This is a genomic window from Sphingomonas sp. GW821-FHT10C01 (genome assembly GCF_059415525.1).
In genome coordinates this window covers 152,705-170,467 of sequence record NZ_JBWKNK010000003.1, presented here as the reverse complement: position 1 = coordinate 170,467, position 17,763 = coordinate 152,705, and the positions used below count along the sequence as shown (strand labels likewise).

General features: G+C 66.5%; 12 protein-coding genes and 1 tRNA gene. 6 read left to right on the top strand and 7 right to left on the bottom strand.

All coding sequences use genetic code 11. From position 1 onward, the window contains the following. Positions 1 to 164: 164 nt before the first annotated feature. Positions 165 to 1,763, bottom strand: a complete 1,599-nt coding sequence (gene rtcR / locus AC07M1_RS14775; RefSeq protein ID WP_495163387.1) for an RNA repair transcriptional activator RtcR — start codon at positions 1,761 to 1,763, stop codon at positions 165 to 167. Between the two features lie 271 nt (positions 1,764 to 2,034). Between rtcR and AC07M1_RS14770 the strand changes: the two genes are divergently transcribed. From AC07M1_RS14770 to rtcA, 6 genes are all read left to right on the top strand, one after another. Continuing rightward, positions 2,035 to 3,585 carry a vWA domain-containing protein gene (locus AC07M1_RS14770; RefSeq protein ID WP_495163386.1) on the top strand — a complete coding sequence of 517 codons (1,551 nt, stop codon included), beginning with the start codon at positions 2,035 to 2,037 and terminating at the stop codon, positions 3,583 to 3,585. Positions 3,586 to 4,033: 448 nt separating this feature from the next. After that, positions 4,034 to 4,107 (top strand) — tRNA-Cys (locus AC07M1_RS14765). A 71-nt stretch (positions 4,108 to 4,178) separates the two neighbouring features. Further along, the gene (locus AC07M1_RS14760; protein WP_495163385.1) at positions 4,179 to 5,405 is read left to right on the top strand and encodes an RtcB family protein; all 1,227 of its coding nucleotides are present in this window, start codon (positions 4,179 to 4,181) and stop codon (positions 5,403 to 5,405) included. Between the two features lie 27 nt (positions 5,406 to 5,432). Continuing rightward, positions 5,433 to 5,861 carry a hypothetical protein gene (locus AC07M1_RS14755; protein ID WP_495163384.1) on the top strand — a complete coding sequence of 143 codons (429 nt, stop codon included), beginning with the start codon at positions 5,433 to 5,435 and terminating at the stop codon, positions 5,859 to 5,861. Next, on the top strand, positions 5,848 to 6,648 hold the full coding sequence (locus AC07M1_RS14750) for a nucleotidyltransferase domain-containing protein (RefSeq protein ID WP_495163383.1): 801 nt from the start codon (positions 5,848 to 5,850) through the stop codon (positions 6,646 to 6,648). Before AC07M1_RS14755 ends, AC07M1_RS14750 begins: the two co-directional genes overlap by 14 nt. Continuing rightward, on the top strand, positions 6,645 to 7,658 hold the full coding sequence (gene rtcA / locus AC07M1_RS14745) for an RNA 3'-terminal phosphate cyclase (protein ID WP_495163382.1): 1,014 nt from the start codon (positions 6,645 to 6,647) through the stop codon (positions 7,656 to 7,658). Before AC07M1_RS14750 ends, rtcA begins: the two co-directional genes overlap by 4 nt. A 73-nt stretch (positions 7,659 to 7,731) precedes the next feature. Here the strand turns inward: rtcA and AC07M1_RS14740 are convergent, their stop codons facing one another. From AC07M1_RS14740 to AC07M1_RS14715, 6 genes are all read right to left on the bottom strand, one after another. Then, positions 7,732 to 10,146, bottom strand: coding sequence for a glycoside hydrolase family 3 protein (locus tag AC07M1_RS14740; RefSeq protein WP_495163381.1), 2,415 nt, complete (start codon positions 10,144 to 10,146; stop codon positions 7,732 to 7,734). 183 nt (positions 10,147 to 10,329) lie between these two features. Then, the gene (locus tag AC07M1_RS14735) at positions 10,330 to 11,745 is read right to left on the bottom strand and encodes an efflux transporter outer membrane subunit (RefSeq protein ID WP_495163380.1); all 1,416 of its coding nucleotides are present in this window, start codon (positions 11,743 to 11,745) and stop codon (positions 10,330 to 10,332) included. Positions 11,746 to 11,768: 23 nt separating this feature from the next. Continuing rightward, entirely contained in the window at positions 11,769 to 14,942 is a 3,174-nt protein-coding gene (locus AC07M1_RS14730) for an efflux RND transporter permease subunit (protein WP_495163379.1), read from the bottom strand. Positions 14,943 to 15,100: 158 nt separating this feature from the next. Then, positions 15,101 to 16,372: an efflux RND transporter periplasmic adaptor subunit gene (locus AC07M1_RS14725; RefSeq protein ID WP_495163378.1), complete on the bottom strand. Its 1,272-nt coding sequence runs from the start codon at positions 16,370 to 16,372 to the stop codon at positions 15,101 to 15,103. Beyond that, positions 16,369 to 16,773, bottom strand: a complete 405-nt coding sequence (locus AC07M1_RS14720; protein WP_495163377.1) for a hypothetical protein — start codon at positions 16,771 to 16,773, stop codon at positions 16,369 to 16,371. Before AC07M1_RS14720 ends, AC07M1_RS14725 begins: the two co-directional genes overlap by 4 nt. A gap of 337 nt (positions 16,774 to 17,110) precedes the next feature. After that, positions 17,111 to 17,722, bottom strand: coding sequence for a TetR/AcrR family transcriptional regulator (locus AC07M1_RS14715; protein WP_495163376.1), 612 nt, complete (start codon positions 17,720 to 17,722; stop codon positions 17,111 to 17,113). Positions 17,723 to 17,763 lie beyond the last annotated feature (41 nt).

Genomic DNA, 17,763 nt, shown 5'->3' with positions numbered 1-17,763 from the left:
GCGACCCCGTCGAGCGCGCTGCGCCGAACAATCGGATGCTATGCGATCGATTTTCGGGTTTCGAACGAAACGCCCGCTAGACCGTTGGCACGCTCCGTGCCCTTATAGCGGTCATGGACCGTGCGAAGCGTCCTTGGCCCAAAGCGTGCGTTGCCGGAAACTACTCAACGGGATTGCACGGTCGCCCAATCCAGTCCGAAGCGTGCGAGATACTTGCGCAGGCGATCGGCATCATTTGTCGTGCTGCGACGTGCGCGTGAGGCCGTGAAGAGGGTGCGGCTGGCTTCGGACAGCGAGCGGCTCCGCCTGCAGACACGAACTGTCTCGGCTAATTGCACACGGTCGATGGGATCGATCTCGGCGAGTGCATCGGGCGGGAGGAGGTCGATCAACGCACCGCCACCGCCTTCGTGCTGGCCGGACCAGAGGCGTTTCAGCCGTTGGATCTCCGCATCGGTACACTCCATGTCGATCCGTCCCTTGGAGCTGAGGGTGGCCATCCGCGTAACGCTCGACGCGAGGTCGCGGAAATTACCCGGCCAATGGGCATCCGGTCCCGTCGCGAAAGCGAGATAGCGTTGCCGTGCCTCCTTGTTGAAGCTGGCGCGCTCGCCCTCACGTTGCGCGAACCGGTCGAGTTCGTAATCGAGGTTGGGCGCGATGTCCTCACGGCGCTCGACAAGGCCGGGCAACTCGAACGTCCAGAGGTTGAGCCGGGCGAAAAGGTCCTCGCGGAATGCGCCCGTTACCACGGCGGCACCCAAGTCCCGGTTGGTGCCGGCGATGAGCTGGAACTCTGAACTGGATTCCTTGTCCGCGCCGACCGGCAGGAACCGTTTGTCCTCGATTGCACGTAGAATCATCGCCTGCTCGTCGAGTCCGAGCTCGCCGATCTCATCGAGGAACAACATCCCCTTGTCCGCAGCGCGGAGCAGTCCTGGACGATCGGCGATCGCGCCGGTGAATGCCCCCTTTCGGTGCCCGAACAGCGCCGACATCGCGCCGTCGCCCTTGAGTGTCGCGCAGTTCACTTCGACAAATGTGCCGGCAATCTGGTGCTTGAAGCGCTTGAGTTCATAGATCCGGCGCGCGAGATGGCTTTTGCCCGCACCGGTCGGCCCCATGAGCAGGATGGGCGCCTTGGAGCGCAATGCGACATGCTCGATCTCATCGATCATCCGGTTGAAGCCGGGGTTGAGAGTCTCGATCCCCGATTTCAGGAACGAGCTGCTCTCGGCGCTCGCGGCGGCGAAGCGGGTGGCGATGCTATCATAGCGTGACAGATCGAGATCGATGGCGGTCCAGCGACCAGGTGCGGTGCCGCTCTCGAGTTTGGCCGCGGGCTGGGTCTGGAGCAGCCGGCCGGGCAGATAGCGTGCTTCGGTAAGCAGGAAGAGGCAGATCTGCGCGACGTGAGTGCCCGTCGTGATATGGATCAGATAGTCCTCGGCCTCCGGATCGAAGGCGTAGCTGTGCGCGAAGTCGAGCAGCTTGCCATAGACCTCTTCGAAATCCCACGGATCCGCAAACTCGATCTGCTGCGGTTCCAGCCGCGTCTCGGGTGAAACAGCGGCGATATCCGCCATGACATAGTCGGCGAGCCGGCTGTGCTTGCTGCCATGGAGCAGCACGAAGCGGTCGACGCGCAGATCCTCGTGCATGGTCAGTGCCACCGACGGACGCCACTTGCTCCAGCGCGAGGGGCCGAATTGGCTCGCATCCAAAGTCGAGCCGAGGAAGCCGATGACGACCAAGGGTTTCATGCCTGACTTATACAAATGTATAAATATGTATCGCAATCGATAGTTTTCTAAGGTGGTTTAAGGCGCTGCATGAGAGGTCTGCAGCCAAGGCGCGATAATAAATACTGTATAATCAATATATTAGGTGATTTCCCGTTCCTGTCTTTAGAAGCTGGCACGCGGTCTGCAATCTCTACCCCGTCGGCACGATTGGCCGGCAGCGCAGAGGCAGGGGCGGCCGGAATAGGCCGGCCGCCCCGGAACCTGCGAAGGATTTGAAAAGGGAAGTGCCATGGCCAACAAGGGCCTCTTCGCCACTGCGATTGCGAAGCTCCTGCCGGCGGCGAATGCCGTCAACCGGGAGGGCGCGCCCGCTTATGCTTATGAGCCGGAAGTGCTGCTTGCGCAGCTCGCCGCGACCGGAACGCTCGGTGATGCCTATTACACGACCGCTGAAGAGCAGCTGAAGCAGACGCTCGACGCGCTTGCCGCGGTCGATCCGCTCTATGCGGCGCAGGTCGCGGCCTATGCCCGCAAGTCCGGCGCGATGAAGGACATGCCGGCGCTGATCGCCGCGTGGATGACGATTGCCGATCCGGACCTGTCGGTCCGCGTCTTTGACCGCGTGATCGACAATGGCCGGATGCTGCGCAACTTCGTGCAGATCCTTCGCTCGGGTCAGGTCGGGCGCACCTCGCTCGGCTCGCGTCCGAAGCGGCTGGTCCAGCGCTGGCTGGAGCAGGCGTCGATGCGCGACCTGATGGCGGCCGCGACGGGCAATTCGCCCTCGCTCGCCGACATCGTGCGGATGGTTCACCCGAAGCCCGCGGATGCGGAGCGGCGTGCCTTTTACGGCTGGCTGATCGGCAAGCCGTACGATGTCGCCGCTTTGCCCGCCGAGATCGCCGCGTTCGAGACGTGGAAGAACAACCCGCGAGGGATCACGCTGCCGCCGGTGCCGTTCGAATGGCTGACCGCCTTTCCGCTGCGCGACGTGCAGTGGGGGGAGCTGGCTGGGCGGATGGGCTGGCAGGCGCTGCGGATCAACCTCAACACGTTGGCGCGCAATGGCGCGTTCGGGGTGAAGGGGGTGGCCGAGGCGGTCGCTGAACGGCTCGCCGATCCGGAGGCGCTCACTAAGGCAAGGGTTCTGCCCTACCAGTTGATGGTCGCGCTGAACTCCGCCGGCGAGGGCGTTCCGCTCAAGGTCCAGGCCGCGCTCGAGGATGCGCTGGAAACGTCGCTTCGCAACGTTCCGGTGATCCGCGGCAACGTGGTGGTGTGCCCCGACGTCTCGGGGTCGATGAACTCGCCGGTCACCGGGGTCCGCAAGGGCGCCACGACCAAGGTGCGCTGCATCGACATCGCGGCTTTGGTCGCTTCGGCGATGCTGCGGACCAACGCGCAGGCGCGCGTGCTGCCATTCGAGCAGTGCGTGGTTCGCCTGAACCTCGATCCGCGTGCCCGTCTTGCCGTCAACGCGACGAAGCTGGCGGCGGTCGGGGGCGGCGGAACGAATGTGACGGCACCGCTGGCGCAGCTCGTGTCGGAGAATGCGGCGGTCGACCTGGTGGTGATCGTTTCGGACAATGAGTCGTGGGTGGACGCAAACCGCCGCGGCACGACCGAGACGATGCGCCAGTGGGACAAGATCAAGCGGCGCAATTCGGGCGCGAAGCTCGTGTGCATCGATATCCAGCCCTACGGGACCACCCAGGCCACCGGGCGGGCTGACATTCTCAATGTCGGAGGCTTCTCCGACGCGGTGTTCGACACCGTTGCACGCTTCGCCCGTGGCGAGACGCGCGACTGGGTGCGCATCGTCAAGCAAGTGGAGGTTTGAACAAATACAGGGCCGTGGCGAATGCTGGTGGGACTACATCCACCACGATAGTCTGGAGAGTAAAGCGCCCAGGATCGCTGCAAGGCACCGGGGAGATGCGGGTTCAAATCCCGCCCATTGGAGGTAGCTTAAGGACGCATCGTCTCACCAACTCTCGTCGCCACGGCCCACGAATTTTCTCCGGCGAATGCCGGCCGGACTACATGGAACCGTAATCCCGAGGTCGCGGGTTCGAATCCCGCCGGGTCCACCAATGGGGGCCCGTAGCTCAGCGGCAGAGCGCGTAAACCGTCTGGTCAATCTTCGTCGCCGTGACACCAACAAGCTGGCGAATGCCGGCGGGACTACATCGGTAGAGGCCTTCGGGCCGAGGGGTTCGAGTCCCCGCCGGGCTTCGGCCCGGACGTCCCGCCAATCTCGTCGCCAGTACCAATGCCAGGCCGGCGAATGCCGGTGGGACTATATGGGTCAGAGCACCCGCCGCAAGGCGGGAGGTCGGCGGTTCGAGCCCGCCCCGGCACAGCCGAGTAGCTCAGGGAAAACGTCTCGCCACATCTCGTCGTCGGCACCATGATAGAAAGCAGGAGGTCGGCATGACCCAGAATTTCGAATACCAGCATGTCGAGGGTGGCGTGCCGATCAAGAGCTGGACCCGCGGTGTGCCCGTGGACGACAAGGCGCGCGACCAGCTCGCGCGTGCGGCGAAGATGCCGTTCGTCTTCAAGCATGTGGCCGCGATGCCCGACGTGCATGTCGGCATCGGCGCGACCGTGGGCTCGGTGATCCCGACCAAGGGCGCGGTGATCCCGGCGGCGGTTGGCGTCGATATCGGCTGCGGCATGATGGCGGCGCGCACCTCGCTGATGGCGCACGACTTGCCTGACACCCTGGAAGGCATTCGCAGCGCGATCGAGCGCGCCGTCCCGCACGGCCGTTCGGTCGGGCGCGGCCAGCGCGGCGACAAGGGCGCATGGGGAATGCCCCCGGCGCCGATCGTCGAGGCGTGGGCGACGCTTGCTGCGCGCTTCCAGCGCATCGTCGATAAATACCCAAAGCTCGAGAAGACCAACAATCTGGTTCATCTCGGTACGCTCGGCACCGGCAACCACTTCATCGAGCTGTGCCTCGATGAAGAGGCGCGGGTGTGGGTGATGCTGCATTCGGGATCGCGCGGCGTGGGCAATGCGATCGGCACCTTCTTCATCGAACTGGCGAAGCAGGACATGCGCAAATGGCACATCAACCTGCCCGACGAGGATCTGGCCTATTTCCCCGAGGGGACCGAGCATTTCGACGACTATGTCGAAGCGGTCGGCTGGGCGCAGGACTTCGCGGCGCTCAACCGGCGCGTGATGATGGCCAATGTCATCACCGCGCTCCGGGGCCAGATCGCCAAGCCCTTCGAGGCGGAGGCCGAAGCGGTGAACTGCCACCACAATTACGTCCAGCGCGAGAATCACTTCGGTGAGAATGTGCTGGTCACGCGAAAGGGTGCGGTTCGTGCGGCGAAGGGCGTGATGGGTATCATCCCCGGATCGATGGGGGCCAAGTCGTTCATCGTCCGCGGCCTCGGCAATGCCGACAGCTTCGACAGCTGCTCGCACGGTGCGGGGCGCGTGATGTCGCGTACCGAGGCGAAGAAGCTGGTGACGCTCGACGAGCATATCCGAGACACCGCGGGGGTCGAGTGCCGCAAGGACGCGGGCGTAATCGACGAGACGCCGCGCGCCTACAAGCCGATCGAAGCCGTGATGGCCGCCCAGGCCGATCTGGTGGAGATCGTCCACACGCTGAAACAGGTGGTGTGCGTGAAGGGTTGAGGCCTGCGACGCATCGGGGAGGCGCGCGTGCGCAAATCGCTTTATTGCAAGCATTGCCATGCGCGCCTGTCCGCGCCGCTGACGATCGCGTCAGGCAAGGATCCGGCGGTGGCGCACCCCGGCATATTGGATCGGCATCCGCTGGTCCCCCGCGGAACAGCGTTCAAGGCATGGAAGCCGACTCCTTGGTTCTACACCGAAGCTGGGCATCCGCTGCACTTCGTGCCGCAATACTGGCTGGATCCGGAAGACTTGACGGGGCTGATCCACGAGACACGCAACCGCCGCCAGCTGGGTGGCTGCTGTGGCGTCTCCGGAATTTCCGGACCGAACATGATCTGCCAGTGCGGCGCCGAGATCGGCACGCGACAAGACGACTGTATGACCCCACGAGTTTTTATTCCGGCACCGGAATCGACCGAATGGAACGAAGAGAATTGGAATGACCGCCATTGATCTGAACCCCAGCATCGCGCCCGACGTGCGCCGCGAAGTCGAGACCCGCCTGCGCGCTATTGAACGCGAGGATGGCGTGCGCGTGTTGATGGTGGTCGAATCCGGTTCGCGCGCCTGGGGCTTTCCCTCGCCCGACAGCGACTACGATGTCCGCTTCATCTATGTCCGCCCGCGCGACTGGTATCTGTCGCTTCAGCCGGGCCGCGACGTGATCGAACGGCCGATCGTCGACGAGATCGATCTGAACGGGTGGGACGTGCGCAAGGCGTTCGGCCTGCTGCTCAAGTCGAACGCGGTGGTTAGCGAGTGGATCGAATCCCCGATCCGCTATCGCCCGGACGATCCGTTTGTCGCGAAGTTCGCTGCGCTGGCGGACGCGATGCTCGATGCCCGGGCGCTCGCGCATCACTATGCGCGGCTCGGGCGGACGGCTGCGGACCACTGGCTCGACGGCGACGACGATGTGGCGGTGAAGCGGTATTTCTATTCGCTCCGCCCCGCGCTCGCGATCCGCGTGCTGCGCCTGCATCCCCACCAGCGTCCGCCAATGAACCTGCAGGCGCTGGTCGCGCTCGCGGATCTGACGGCAGAAGCCGAGGCGGCGATCGCTGCTTTGGTTGAGGCCAAGGCGCGGACCAACGAGCGCAGCAACGGCACGCGTGTGTCCCTGCTCGACGCGCTGATCGCAGACGAGCTGGGCCGCGCCACCGAACTGGCGGCGCGCGCGCCTTCGTCCGAATGGGCGGAGCGTGCCGACGAACTCTTTATCGAACTGGTGAATTCATGATTGTCATCGACGGATCGGAAGGCGAGGGTGGGGGACAGGTGGTGCGCAATGCGTGCGCGCTGTCGCTGATCACCGGCCAGCCCTTCCGCATCATCAACGCGCGCGGCAAGCGTTCGAAGCCCGGGCTGATGCGCCAGCACGTCACCGCGGTGGAGGCCGCGTGCGTGCTCGGCAACGCGATGTGTGAGGGGCTGGCGGTGGGGGCGTCCGAGATCGCCTTCATGCCGGGCAAAGTCGTGCCCGGCGAATATCGCTTCGCGGTAGGGACGGCGGGCAGCACGGGGCTGGTGCTCCAGACGCTGCTGATGCCGCTCGTCCTTGCCGATGCGCCCTCGCGGCTCGTTCTCGAAGGGGGCACGCACAACATGCTCGCTCCGCCGTTCGAGTTCATCGAGCGGACCTTTCTTCCGATCCTCAATCGGATGGGACCGACGGTCGAGGCGCGGCTGGTGCGGCACGGCTTCTACCCGCGTGGTGGCGGACGGATCGAGGTGGACATCACCCCGGCGTCATTGACCCCGATCGAATGCATCGATCGCGGTGCGCTGCGCGAACGATCGGTCACGGCATTGGTCGCGGGCATCCCCTATCGGATCGCCGATCGGGAGATCAAGGCGGCGCGCCAGGCGCTTGACTGGCCCGAGGAAATCTTCGCGGTGCGCCAGCTGCCCGAGGATCAGGGGCCGGGCAACATCGTCCTGATCGAGGCCGGGTTCGAGCATGTGGCCGAGATCGTGAGCGGTTTCGGGCAGCTTGGCGTGCCGGCCGAGGCCGTGGCGCGCAAGGCGGCGGGGCGGATGGCCGGCTATCTCGAGTCCGCCGCGTTCGCCGGTCCGTATCTGCAGGATCAGTTGCTTCTTCCGTTCGCACTTGCAGGCGGCGGCGTCTTCACCACCGTCAAACCGAGCCAGCACAGCCTGACCGCGCGCGACGTGATCGAACGGTTCACCGGTAAGCGCGCGGTGTTCAGGGACCAGCCCGACGGCGCACACCGGGTGGGATGGCGCTGATTGACGGCTCACTGGCTGATGTCGCGCGTCTCCTGCTGATCCCGCAGGGTCGAATCTTCGATGGCTGGTATCGCTATTCGGGGCAGCGGCTCTCGTGCGGATCCGACACGATCCGCACATCCGAAATGCTGAGCGCGAACGGCCCGGCGGCGGCGATCCGCAGCGGCGCCGCGACCTTGCGCAGGTCGGGATTGACCTTGGCGAAGCATTTGAGACCGAGCGTCGCGGTTTGCCACTCGCCCGGCCGGCGGCTGAACATCGCGGCCGCGGACAGGCCCTTGCCGGTGGCGCTGTCGGGGATCGCGATTTCGACCGGCACGGTCGGCGCGGCGTCGACGCGATAGACGATGTGCAGCGACAGATCGGCATTGCTCTCCCGCGACCAGTCGGTTTCCGGCCCGGTCAGCGTGAATGCGGCAGGCGCGCTCCAGCTCAGGCGGATCGCGCCTTCCTGCTGAGTCGCCGAATCGACCGCGCTGCGGGTAATCCCGGCAACCGGCGGCATGGCATAGGGCGCGGGCGCCACACCGCGCGCGAAGAAGATCGTCCGGTTCGACAGGCTGGCATCGACGCCGGACACCTCGCTCAGTCTGCCGAGCGGCTTGCCCGGCGTGCGATAGTTCAGGCCGAAGCCATAGGCGAACAGCGGATCGTAACCCGGCTGAACGGGGTTGAGCACGAACTGCCCCGCAGTCTTCGGCCAGGAGAAGCTGAGCCGCCCACGGAAGTCGTCACGCGGCTCGCCCGCCGTGTCGCCGATCAGCACGTCGGCGATACCCCCACCCTCGCTGCCCGGAAGCCAGGCCGCGACGAATGCGTCCGACGCGTTGAGTTCCGGGTTCACCCAGAGCGGACGGCCGGAGAGAAACACCGAGACGGTCGGGATGCCCGCCGCCTTGAGCTTCTTAAGTACCGCCAGCGCCTCCTTGTCGCCCGGCTCGAATTCGAGTGTGCGGATGTCGCCACGCATCTCGGCATAGGGCGCCTCACCGAACACGACGATCGCGACATCGGGTTTGGCCGTGAAGCTGCCGTCGGCGCTGAGCGTCGCGGTGCCGCCTTGCGCACGCATGGTCTCGTCGATGCCTTCCCAGATCGTCTGGCCGTTGGGGAAATCGCTGCGCGCATTGCCGTCGCCTTGCCAGCTCAGTGTCCAGCCGCCCGCCTGTGAGGCGAAGTCGTTGGCGCCTGCGCCCGCCACCAGCACTTTCGCGCCGCCACGAATGGGCAGCACGCTCCCTTCGTTCTTGAGCAGCACCAGCGACTTGCGCACCGCTTCGCGCGCCACCGCGCGATGCTCGGGCGCGCCGAGCAATTCCGCGCGCCCGTCATAGGGGCGCGGCGCATCGAACAGGCCGAGCTTGAACTTGACGCGCAGGATGCGGCGCACCGCGTCGTCGATCCGGCGCATCGGGATCGTGCCGTCTTTGGCGTGCTTGAGCGTGCTTTCGTACAGCCCCTTCCACGTGTCGGGTGCCATCAGCATATCGACGCCTGCATTGATCGCGCGCGCGCAATCGGTCGCGGAGCAGCCCGCGATCTGGACATGCCCGTTCCAGTCGCTGACGACGAAGCCGTCGAAGCCCATCCTGGTCTTGAGCACATCGGTCAGCATCGATCGGTTGCCGTGCATCTTCTCGCCGTTCCAGCTGTTGAACGACGCCATCACCGTCATCACCCCGGCATCGATTGCCGAGACATAGCCCTGGGCATGGGTCGCGATCAGCGTCTTCTCATCAACCTTGGTGTCGCCCTGATCGATGCCGCCGCTGGTGCCGCCATCGCCCAGGAAATGCTTGGCCGATGCGGCGACATTGCCCTTCTGGATCGTACCCGAAGCGTGTGCGCCCTGAAGCCCGTCGATCAGTGCTTTGGCATAGGCTTTCGAGATATCGGGTTTTTCCGAATAGCCTTCATAGGCGCGGCCCCAGCGATCGTCCTGCGGCACGGCCAGCGTCGGGCCGAACGCCCAGTCCATGCCCGCCGCCGCCGTCTCGATCGCGGTGATACGGCCGATCTTGCCGATCAGCACGGGGTCGTTCGCGGCGCCCAGCCCGATATTGTGCGGGAAGATCGTCGCGCCGACGATGTTGCTGTTGCCGTGGACCGCATCGATGCCGAAGATGTTGGGGATCGGCACATAGCCCGGCCGCGCCTCCAGCGAGACCGCGCGGAACGCCTGCGCCGTGGCGAGCCAGGGGCCGATCGGCGAGCGGTCGGGCGCGTCGAGCGGCGGCGAACTGCCCCCCGCCAGGACGCTGCCGATCGGATATTGGCGCAGCTCCTCGGGCCTGATCGCGTTGATGTCGGCCTGAATCAACTGGCCGACCTTCTGCTCGATCGAGAGTTTGGCGAGCAGATCGTCGATCTTCTTCTCGGTCGCCGGGTCGACCAGGCCGACGCTCTTGGCAGCGGGCCAGTTCGCCGGATTGGCGGTCGAGGCCGGGCTGTTCTGCGCCGTTGCGGCGGGGGAAAGAATGAGGCCCATGGACAACGTTGTCCCGGCCAATAACAGCAACATCCCCCGGCTTGCCCTCATCGCGCTCTCCAGTTCTGATTGATCGGATCCGTTCGGAAACTCCGGCACAACCATATCGCGCAAAGAGGCCATGTCCACTGCGCGATGTGCTACAGTGGACATGACCTCCTTATTACCAACAAACGAGACGGATCAGCTGGCCGCGCGCGCCCCCCAGCCGCCCGCCAATGCCTTGAACAGGTTGATCTGCGTGGTCGCGATCCCGGCGTCGATCGCGGCCAGCTCGGCCTCCGCTTCCGCGAAGCTGCGCTCGGCGTCGAGCAGGACGAGGCCGTCGACCTGCCCTTCGCGCTGCTGCGCACGGACGATCCGCGCCGCCTTCTCGGCAGCGTCGCGCGCGGCCTGAAGCGCAATGCGCCGGTCGAGCGTGCGGGCATAGGCCGACAGTGCCGTCTCGGTCTCCTGCAGCGCGCGCAGCACGGTGCCGTCGAACTCGGCGAGCGCGGCGCGGCTATCGGCTTCCGCACCCGCGACCTGCGCACGAGCGCGGGCGTGGTCGGTGAAGGACCAATCGAGTAGCGAACCGAGTAGCCAGCGGAGGGGGCCGCCGCCGAAGACGTCGCCGATATCGGGCCCGGTCGAGCCGATCGACGCACCGAAGGTGATGCGCGGATAGAGATCGGCGGTCGCCACGCCGATCCGCGCGGTCGATGCCGCGAGCCGGCGCTCGGCCGCGCGGACGTCGGGACGGCGCGCGAGCAACTGTGCGCCGTCGCCGACCGGGATCGGCTGGTCGAGCCGCAGCGTCGCGACGCGCTGCGCCGCGATCCGGGGCAGGTCCGCGGGCGCGCGGCCTGTAAGCGTGGCGAGGCGGAACAGCGCCGCGTCGCGCTCGGCGGCGAGCGCGGGGATGTCGGCGCGGCGCTGGTTGCGCAGCGTCGCGATCCGCGCGGTATCGAGGCTGGTGGTCAGCCCGACCTGATGCCGCCGCTCGGTCAACCCCAGCGAACGGTCGAGCAAGGCGACGATGCGCTCGGCCACCGCGATCCGCTCCGCCGTCGCCGCCGCATCGGCATAGGCGCGCGCGGTCTCGGCGGTGATCGCGACACGCACCGCCTCGACATCGGCCTCGGCCGCGCCGAGATCGCCACGCGCCGCCTCGACGCCGCGCGAGACCCGGCCGAACAGATCGACCTCGTACGAGACCTCGAGCCCCGCATCGATCGACCAGTCCTCACGCGGCGCACCCGGCGCGCGTTGCCCGGCGGGCGAGCGGCCATAATTAGCGCCTGCGCCGACCCCGACATCGGGCAGCCGGTCGGTCTTCACCGCCCGCAACGACGCGCGTGCCCGATCGAGCCGGGCCACCGCCACGCGGATGTCGGTGTTGGCCGCCTGGGCGTCGGCGATGAGCTGGTCGAGCACCGGATCGTCGTAGAGCTTCCACCACTCGCCCTGCACCGGCGCGAGCGGGTCCACGGCGGGACCGGTGGCGGCGACGAACTTGCCCGCCGCCGCCGACGGCGTCTGGGGAGCGGCATAGTCGGGGCCGGTGGCGCAGGCGGCGAGCGCCAGCGACGACGCGGCGATCATCAGATTGCGAAGCATGGTTTGCTCCTTTCCTGTTTTCATCATTCCGCGGGCTGCACTTCGGCCACCGGGGCACCGCCGCGCGGGCGGCGCTTGATCCGGTCGGCGAGCGCGCGGCACGCGACGTAGAAGGTCGGGGTGAAGATCAGGCCGAAGGCGGTGACGCCGATCATGCCGTAGAACACCGCCGTGCCCAGCGCCTGACGCAGCTCCCAGCCCGGACCCGAAGCGGTGACCAGCGGCAGCACGCCCAGGATGAAGGCGAAGCTGGTCATCAGGATCGGACGAAGCCGGACCCGTGCCGCCTCGACCGCCGCCTCGAGCGCGGTGGCGCCGCGTTCCTCGGCCTGCTTGGCGAACTCCACGATCAGGATCGCGTTCTTCGCGGCCAGGCCGATCAGCACGATCAGGCCGATCTGGGTGAGGATATTGTTATCCAGCCCCCTGAAGTTGACGCCCAGCATCGCGGCCAGCAGCGTCATCGGCACGATCAGGATGATCGAGATTGGCAGCATCAGGCTTTCGAACTGCGCCGCCAGCACCAGGAAGACGAACACCACCGACAGCGAGAAGATCAGCACCGCGATGTTGCCCGCCGCCTTTTGCTGGAAGGCGAGGTCGGTCCATTCCGCCGTGAAGCCCTGGGGCAGATCCTTGGCGATGACCTCCATCCGCGCCAGCGCCTGACCGGTGGAATAGCCCGGCGCGGTGTCGCCATCGACCTCGACCGCGGGGAAGAGGTTGAAGCGGGTGACGCGATACGGCCCGGTGCGGTCCTCGAACGTCGCGACCGCGCCGATCGGCACCATCCCGCCCGCGTTGGACTTGGTCTTGAGCAGCGCGATGTCCGCCGGATCGTCACGATACTGGGCATCCGCCTGTGCGGTCACCCGGAAGGTGCGGCCGAGCAGGTTGAAGTCGTTGACGTAGGACGAGCCGAGATAGACCTGCATCGCTTCGAACACGCGGCTCGCGGGGACGCCGAGCATGTCGGACTTGGCGCGGTCGATGTTCGCATAGATGCGCGGGGTCGCGGTGTTGAACAGCGTGAAGACGTTGGCGAGCTCCTTGCTCTTGTGCGCCTCCCCGATCACGCCGCCCGCAGCCGCTTCGAGCGCCTGATAGCCGGCGTCGCTGCGGTCCTGCACCATCATGCGATAGCCGCCGCCATTGCCGACGCCCTGAATGACGGGCGGCGGGATGACGAACGCCATCGCTTCGTTGATGTCGGCCAGCGCGGCGCGCATGTCGTTCTCGATATTGAGTTCGGTCCGGTCGGTGCCGGCGCGCTCGGAGAAGGGCTTGAAGGTGACATAGGCGGCCGCGGCGTTCGACGCCTGGGTGCCCGATGCGCCGTCGAAGCCGGAGAACATCACCGCCGCCTCGGTGCCGGGCACCTCGAGCAGCTTCTTCACCGCCTTTTTGAGCACGCGGTCGGTCTCCTCGATCGAGCTGCCCGCGGGCAGCTGGATCGCGGCGAGCGCATAGCCCTGATCCTGCGCGGGGATGAACCCGGCCGGGGTCGAGGTGAAGATCGCGCCGGTCGCGAGGACGAGGCCGGCATAGACGACGAACATCCGCTTGGGCGCCGTGGCGAAGCGCTGGGTGATGCCGGCATACCAGTCGCCGAGGCGATCGAAGTTACGGTTGAACCAGTTGCCCGCGCGCCACACCACGCGCCGCCAGCCGCTGGCCGGTGCCTCTTCCGCCTTGGGGCGGAGCAGCAGCGCGGCGAGCGCGGGCGAAAGCGTGAGCGAGAGGATCAGCGAGATGATCGTGGCGGCCGAGATGGTCACCGCGAACTGGCGGTAGAACTCGCCGGTGATGCCGGTGAGGAAGGTGGTCGGAACGAACACGGCGCACAGCACCAGCACGATCGCGACCAGCGCCGCCGACACTTCGTCCATCGATTTGTGCGAAGCTTCGCGCGGCGACATGCCGTGTTCGAGGTTGCGCTCGACATTCTCGACCACGACGATCGCGTCGTCGACGACGATGCCGATCGCCAGCACGAGCCCGAACATCGACAGCGTGTTGAGCGAATAGCCCAGCCCCGCCAGCACCGCGAAGGTACCGATCAGCGACACCGGAATGGCGACGATCGGGATGACCGCGGCGCGCCAGCTCTGCAGGAAGACGAGGATGACGAGGACGACGAGCAGCACCGCCTCGAACAGCGTCTTGATCACCGCGTCCATCGATTCGCTGATGAACTCGGTCGGGTTCCAGATGATCCGGTACTCAAGCCCCTTGGGGAAGCTCTTCGACGCTTCGGCCAGCTGCGCCTTGACGCCTTCCGCCGCGGCGAGCGCGTTGGTGCCCGGCCGCTGGGTGATGCCCATGATGATCGAGTCCTGGCCCGAGAGATAGGCGTTCACGCCATAATCCTCGGCACCCAGTTCGACCCGCGCGACATCGCGGACGCGCGTGATCGCGCCCGACGCATCGGTGCGCACGATCAGGTCGGCGAATTCGTCGGCGGTCTTGAAGCGACCCTGCGTCTCGACGCTGAGCTGCTGCGAGGCACCGGTGTCGAACGGCGGCTGGCCGACGGTGCCGGCGGCAACCTGGACGTTCTGCGCGCGCAGCGCCGCGACCACCTCGCCGGCGGTGAGGCCAAGCGCGGACGCTCGACCCGGATCGATCCATACGCGCATCGCATAGTCGCGCGCGCCGAACACCTGGACGTCGCCGATCCCGTCGACACGGGTCAGCCGGTCCTTGATCTGGGTCAGCGCGTAATTGGAGACATAGCCGCGATCGAGCGAGTTGTCGGGCGAGAGCACGTTGACCGCCATCAGCCAAGATGGCGACGTCTTGCGCACGACCACGCCCTGCCGCCGGACTTCCTCGGGCAGGCTGGGTTCGGCGAGCGCGACGCGGTTCTGCACCAGCACCTGCGCGGTATCGAGATCGGTACCGAGCTTGAAGGTGACGGTGATCGTCACCCGCCCGTCACCGGTCGATTGCGACGACTGGTAGAGCATGTTGTCGACGCCGTTGATCTGCTGTTCGATCGGCGCGGCGACGGTGTCGGCGACGGTCTCGGCCGAGGCGCCGGGATAATTGGCGGCGACCGTGACCGTCGGTGGGACGACGGCGGGGAATTGCGATACCGGCAGCCCGAAATAGGCGAAGGCGCCGATGATCGTGATGAGGATCGCGATCACGCCCGCGAAGATCGGGCGGCGGATGAAGAAATGACTGAAGCGCATCGGGCAAAGCCTTGGCTAGCTCCGCCCGCAAGACTGCGGGCGGAGTGGGACATTCTCTTGATGTTGGCGGTGTCGGCCCGCTCCCCCGCCCGGCTACCCGGCAAAGCTACCCTATGGGTGGCCGGGTGGGGGAGCGGGCTGGCACCGCAATCGGACGCTCAGCGCGCGATAGTCGCCTGCGACGCGGCAGGTTCGTTCACCTGAGCGGACGGCTGGGCCGCCGGACCACGGGGCAGTTCGATCTTGCCCGCACGCTCGGTCACCTTGGCGCCCGGCGCGACCATCTGCAGCCCCTGGATCACCACCTTGTCGGTCGGCGCGAGGCCGGCGCGGATGGTGCGGAGGCTGCCGATGCGCGGACCCGGCGTCACCGGCTTGGCGGCGACCGTGCCGTCCTTGCCGACGACGAACACGACCTTGCGCGCCTGGTCGGTACGCACCGCCGCATCGGGGACGAGCAGTGCGCGCTCGGGCGATCCGCCGGTCAGGCGCATATTGCCGAACATGCCGGGGGCCAGGAAATAGTCCGGGTTGTCGATCACCGCGCGTGCGCGGATCGTGCCCGACTGGGCGCTGATCCCGTTGTCGGTGAAGTCGACCCGGCCCTTCCAGCTATAACCGCTTTCGTCCTGCAGCTTGATCTCGACCTGTTGCGCCGCCGCACCCGATTTGCTCCGCTCGCGCTGCGCCTTGAGGTAGAGCGCCTCGGAGCTGTCGAAGGTGAAGTAGATCGGGTCGAGCGCGTTGATCGTGGTCAGCAACGTACCGCCACCCGCATCGGTGGTGGAGACGAGGTTGCCGGCATCGACGCGACGGTCGGAGATGCGACCGGTGATCGGTGCGCGGACCTGGGTGAACTGCACGTCGAGCGCGCGGCCACCGACACGGGCCTGCGCCGCGGCGAGCGAAGCCCGCGCCGCGCGGACGCGGGCGGCGAGACGATCATAGTCGCTCTTCGACACCGCATCCTCGGTCAGCAACCGGCTGGCACGCGCGAGATCGGCATCGGCGAGCGCGAGATCGCTCTGCGCCTGAGCCACACCCGCACGCGCCTCGTTGAGCGAGGCGGCGAAGGGACGCGGATCGATGGTGAAGAGCAACTGGCCCTTCTGCACGATCGCGCCGTCGGTGAAGTGGACGGCGGTCACCGCGCCCGAGACGCGCGGGCGCACCTCGACGCTCTTCGACGCCTCGAACCGGCCGACATGGTCGTCCCATTGCGTAAGGTCGCGCGCCAGCGGGGTGGCGACGGTGACGGTGGGCGGCGGCGGCGCGGCGAGCGCCGGCGCCTCCCGGTTGAACAGGCCGACGCCCGCGCCGATGGCGGCGAGCGGCAGCACGACCGCCGACACGCGCTGCCACAGCGGCAGATCGCGGAAGCGGCGCTTCGAGACTTCCTCAACGGGTTCGATACGGGTGATCATGTTCATCGTGAATTGCTCCGGCGCTTGGCGCGCGCGCTGACGATGCTGCCCGCGAGCAGCTCATACTGTGAAAGGGTGAAGCCGGCGGCGACGAAGGCACGCACGGCGGACTCCGCGACGCGATAGCCATGGTGCCAGGTCAGCACCGCGAGGCGACGGAGCGCCTCAAGCTTCGGGTCGGCGAGCTTGGGATTACGGGTGTCCCCGAAAAGATTGCCGAGCGCGACCGCCATGCGGCTGGGGTTTCGCAAGGTGGAGAGCGAATCGCGCTCGGCAAGTGCGACCACCGACCATTCGAGCGCAGAGAACTGCGCCCGTGCAGCAGGGGCGGTGGGCTTGGGGGACGTGAAAACGGCGGACGGTGCGGCAACCGGGACGCCGGCTTCGGCAAAAGCGAGATAAGCCATGGTCGTGTCTCCTCCATGCGCGCGGGGCGAGCGTCATCGGCCGCCAAAGCGCGGTGTTCCTGAACAAGATGGTCGGCGGAACGCATGCCCCCACACGGCGAAACACGGTTCGCCGGAGCTGCTGCCGGAATTGGATATCGGATGGACCGGGCGTCAGCGCCCGAAGTCAGTCCTCAGAAAATCGTACATCGACGCATCGCTTTCCCTTTCGATGCCTGAGGCGTCCCCGGGGAGGTTCGCCCATCTTCTATACCACACGGTATAGAAATCGTGCTGCGCTGCGTCAATGGCTTTTCGTACCGCTCGATATATTTTTATCGATACCGGCTGAAAGTCCTTATTTGGACGGCCACATCGCCATGCTGGTATCGATCAACCGCTCGAGGTCCGCACGCGTCGCGCCGGCGCCGGCCTGCACCGCCATCCCCTGGATGATTGCATAGAGAAAGCTGGTCAGCCCTTCGATATCGGCGGCGGCGGGCAGATCGCCCTCGTCCCGGGCGCGCTCCAGTCGCGCGACGAGCGCGCGGCGCGCGACCTTGCCGCGTTCGAGCACTTCCTGGCGGATACACTCCGCCTCCTCGCCGCACGCGACCGAGCTGATCACGCCCAGGCAGCCATGCGGCTCGCTCTTGCTCGTCTGGTTCTTCATGCTGCCGTTGAGCAGATGGTGCGCCACTTCGCGCGCGCTGGGCTGTTCGAGCGAGGCGCTGATGTAACAGAGCTTCTCGGCCTCATAGAGGTCGAGCGTCTTGCGGAACAGCGCCTCCTTGTTGCCGAACGCGGCGTAGAGGCTGGGGCGGGTGATCCCCATCGCTTCGGTCAGGTCGTTGAGCGAGGCGCCTTCATAGCCCTTGCTCCAGAACACGCGCAGCGCCGCGGCGAGCGCGGCATCGACGCAGAATTCGCGGGGGCGGCCCTTGGCGGGGAGGGTGGCAACGCTTTCCATATCGGGCGGTATATAATTCAATGCGACCCATAATACAACTG

Excerpts from the sequence above, each read along its gene's own strand:
- AC07M1_RS14725 (WP_495163378.1), bottom strand. The coding sequence starts at position 16,372 with ATGAACATGATCACCCGTATCGAACCCGTTGAGGAAGTCTCGAAGCGC.
- AC07M1_RS14740 (WP_495163381.1), bottom strand. The coding sequence starts at position 10,146 with ATGGGCCTCATTCTTTCCCCCGCCGCAACGGCGCAGAACAGCCCGGCC.
- AC07M1_RS14735 (WP_495163380.1), bottom strand. The coding sequence starts at position 11,745 with ATGCTTCGCAATCTGATGATCGCCGCGTCGTCGCTGGCGCTCGCCGCC.
- AC07M1_RS14760 (WP_495163385.1), top strand. The coding sequence starts at position 4,179 with ATGACCCAGAATTTCGAATACCAGCATGTCGAGGGTGGCGTGCCGATC.
- rtcA (WP_495163382.1), top strand. The coding sequence starts at position 6,645 with ATGATTGTCATCGACGGATCGGAAGGCGAGGGTGGGGGACAGGTGGTG.
- AC07M1_RS14770 (WP_495163386.1), top strand. The coding sequence starts at position 2,035 with ATGGCCAACAAGGGCCTCTTCGCCACTGCGATTGCGAAGCTCCTGCCG.
- AC07M1_RS14750 (WP_495163383.1), top strand. The coding sequence starts at position 5,848 with ATGACCGCCATTGATCTGAACCCCAGCATCGCGCCCGACGTGCGCCGC.
- AC07M1_RS14730 (WP_495163379.1), bottom strand. The coding sequence starts at position 14,942 with ATGCGCTTCAGTCATTTCTTCATCCGCCGCCCGATCTTCGCGGGCGTG.
- AC07M1_RS14715 (WP_495163376.1), bottom strand. The coding sequence starts at position 17,722 with ATGGAAAGCGTTGCCACCCTCCCCGCCAAGGGCCGCCCCCGCGAATTC.
- AC07M1_RS14720 (WP_495163377.1), bottom strand. The coding sequence starts at position 16,773 with ATGGCTTATCTCGCTTTTGCCGAAGCCGGCGTCCCGGTTGCCGCACCG.
- rtcR (WP_495163387.1), bottom strand. The coding sequence starts at position 1,763 with ATGAAACCCTTGGTCGTCATCGGCTTCCTCGGCTCGACTTTGGATGCG.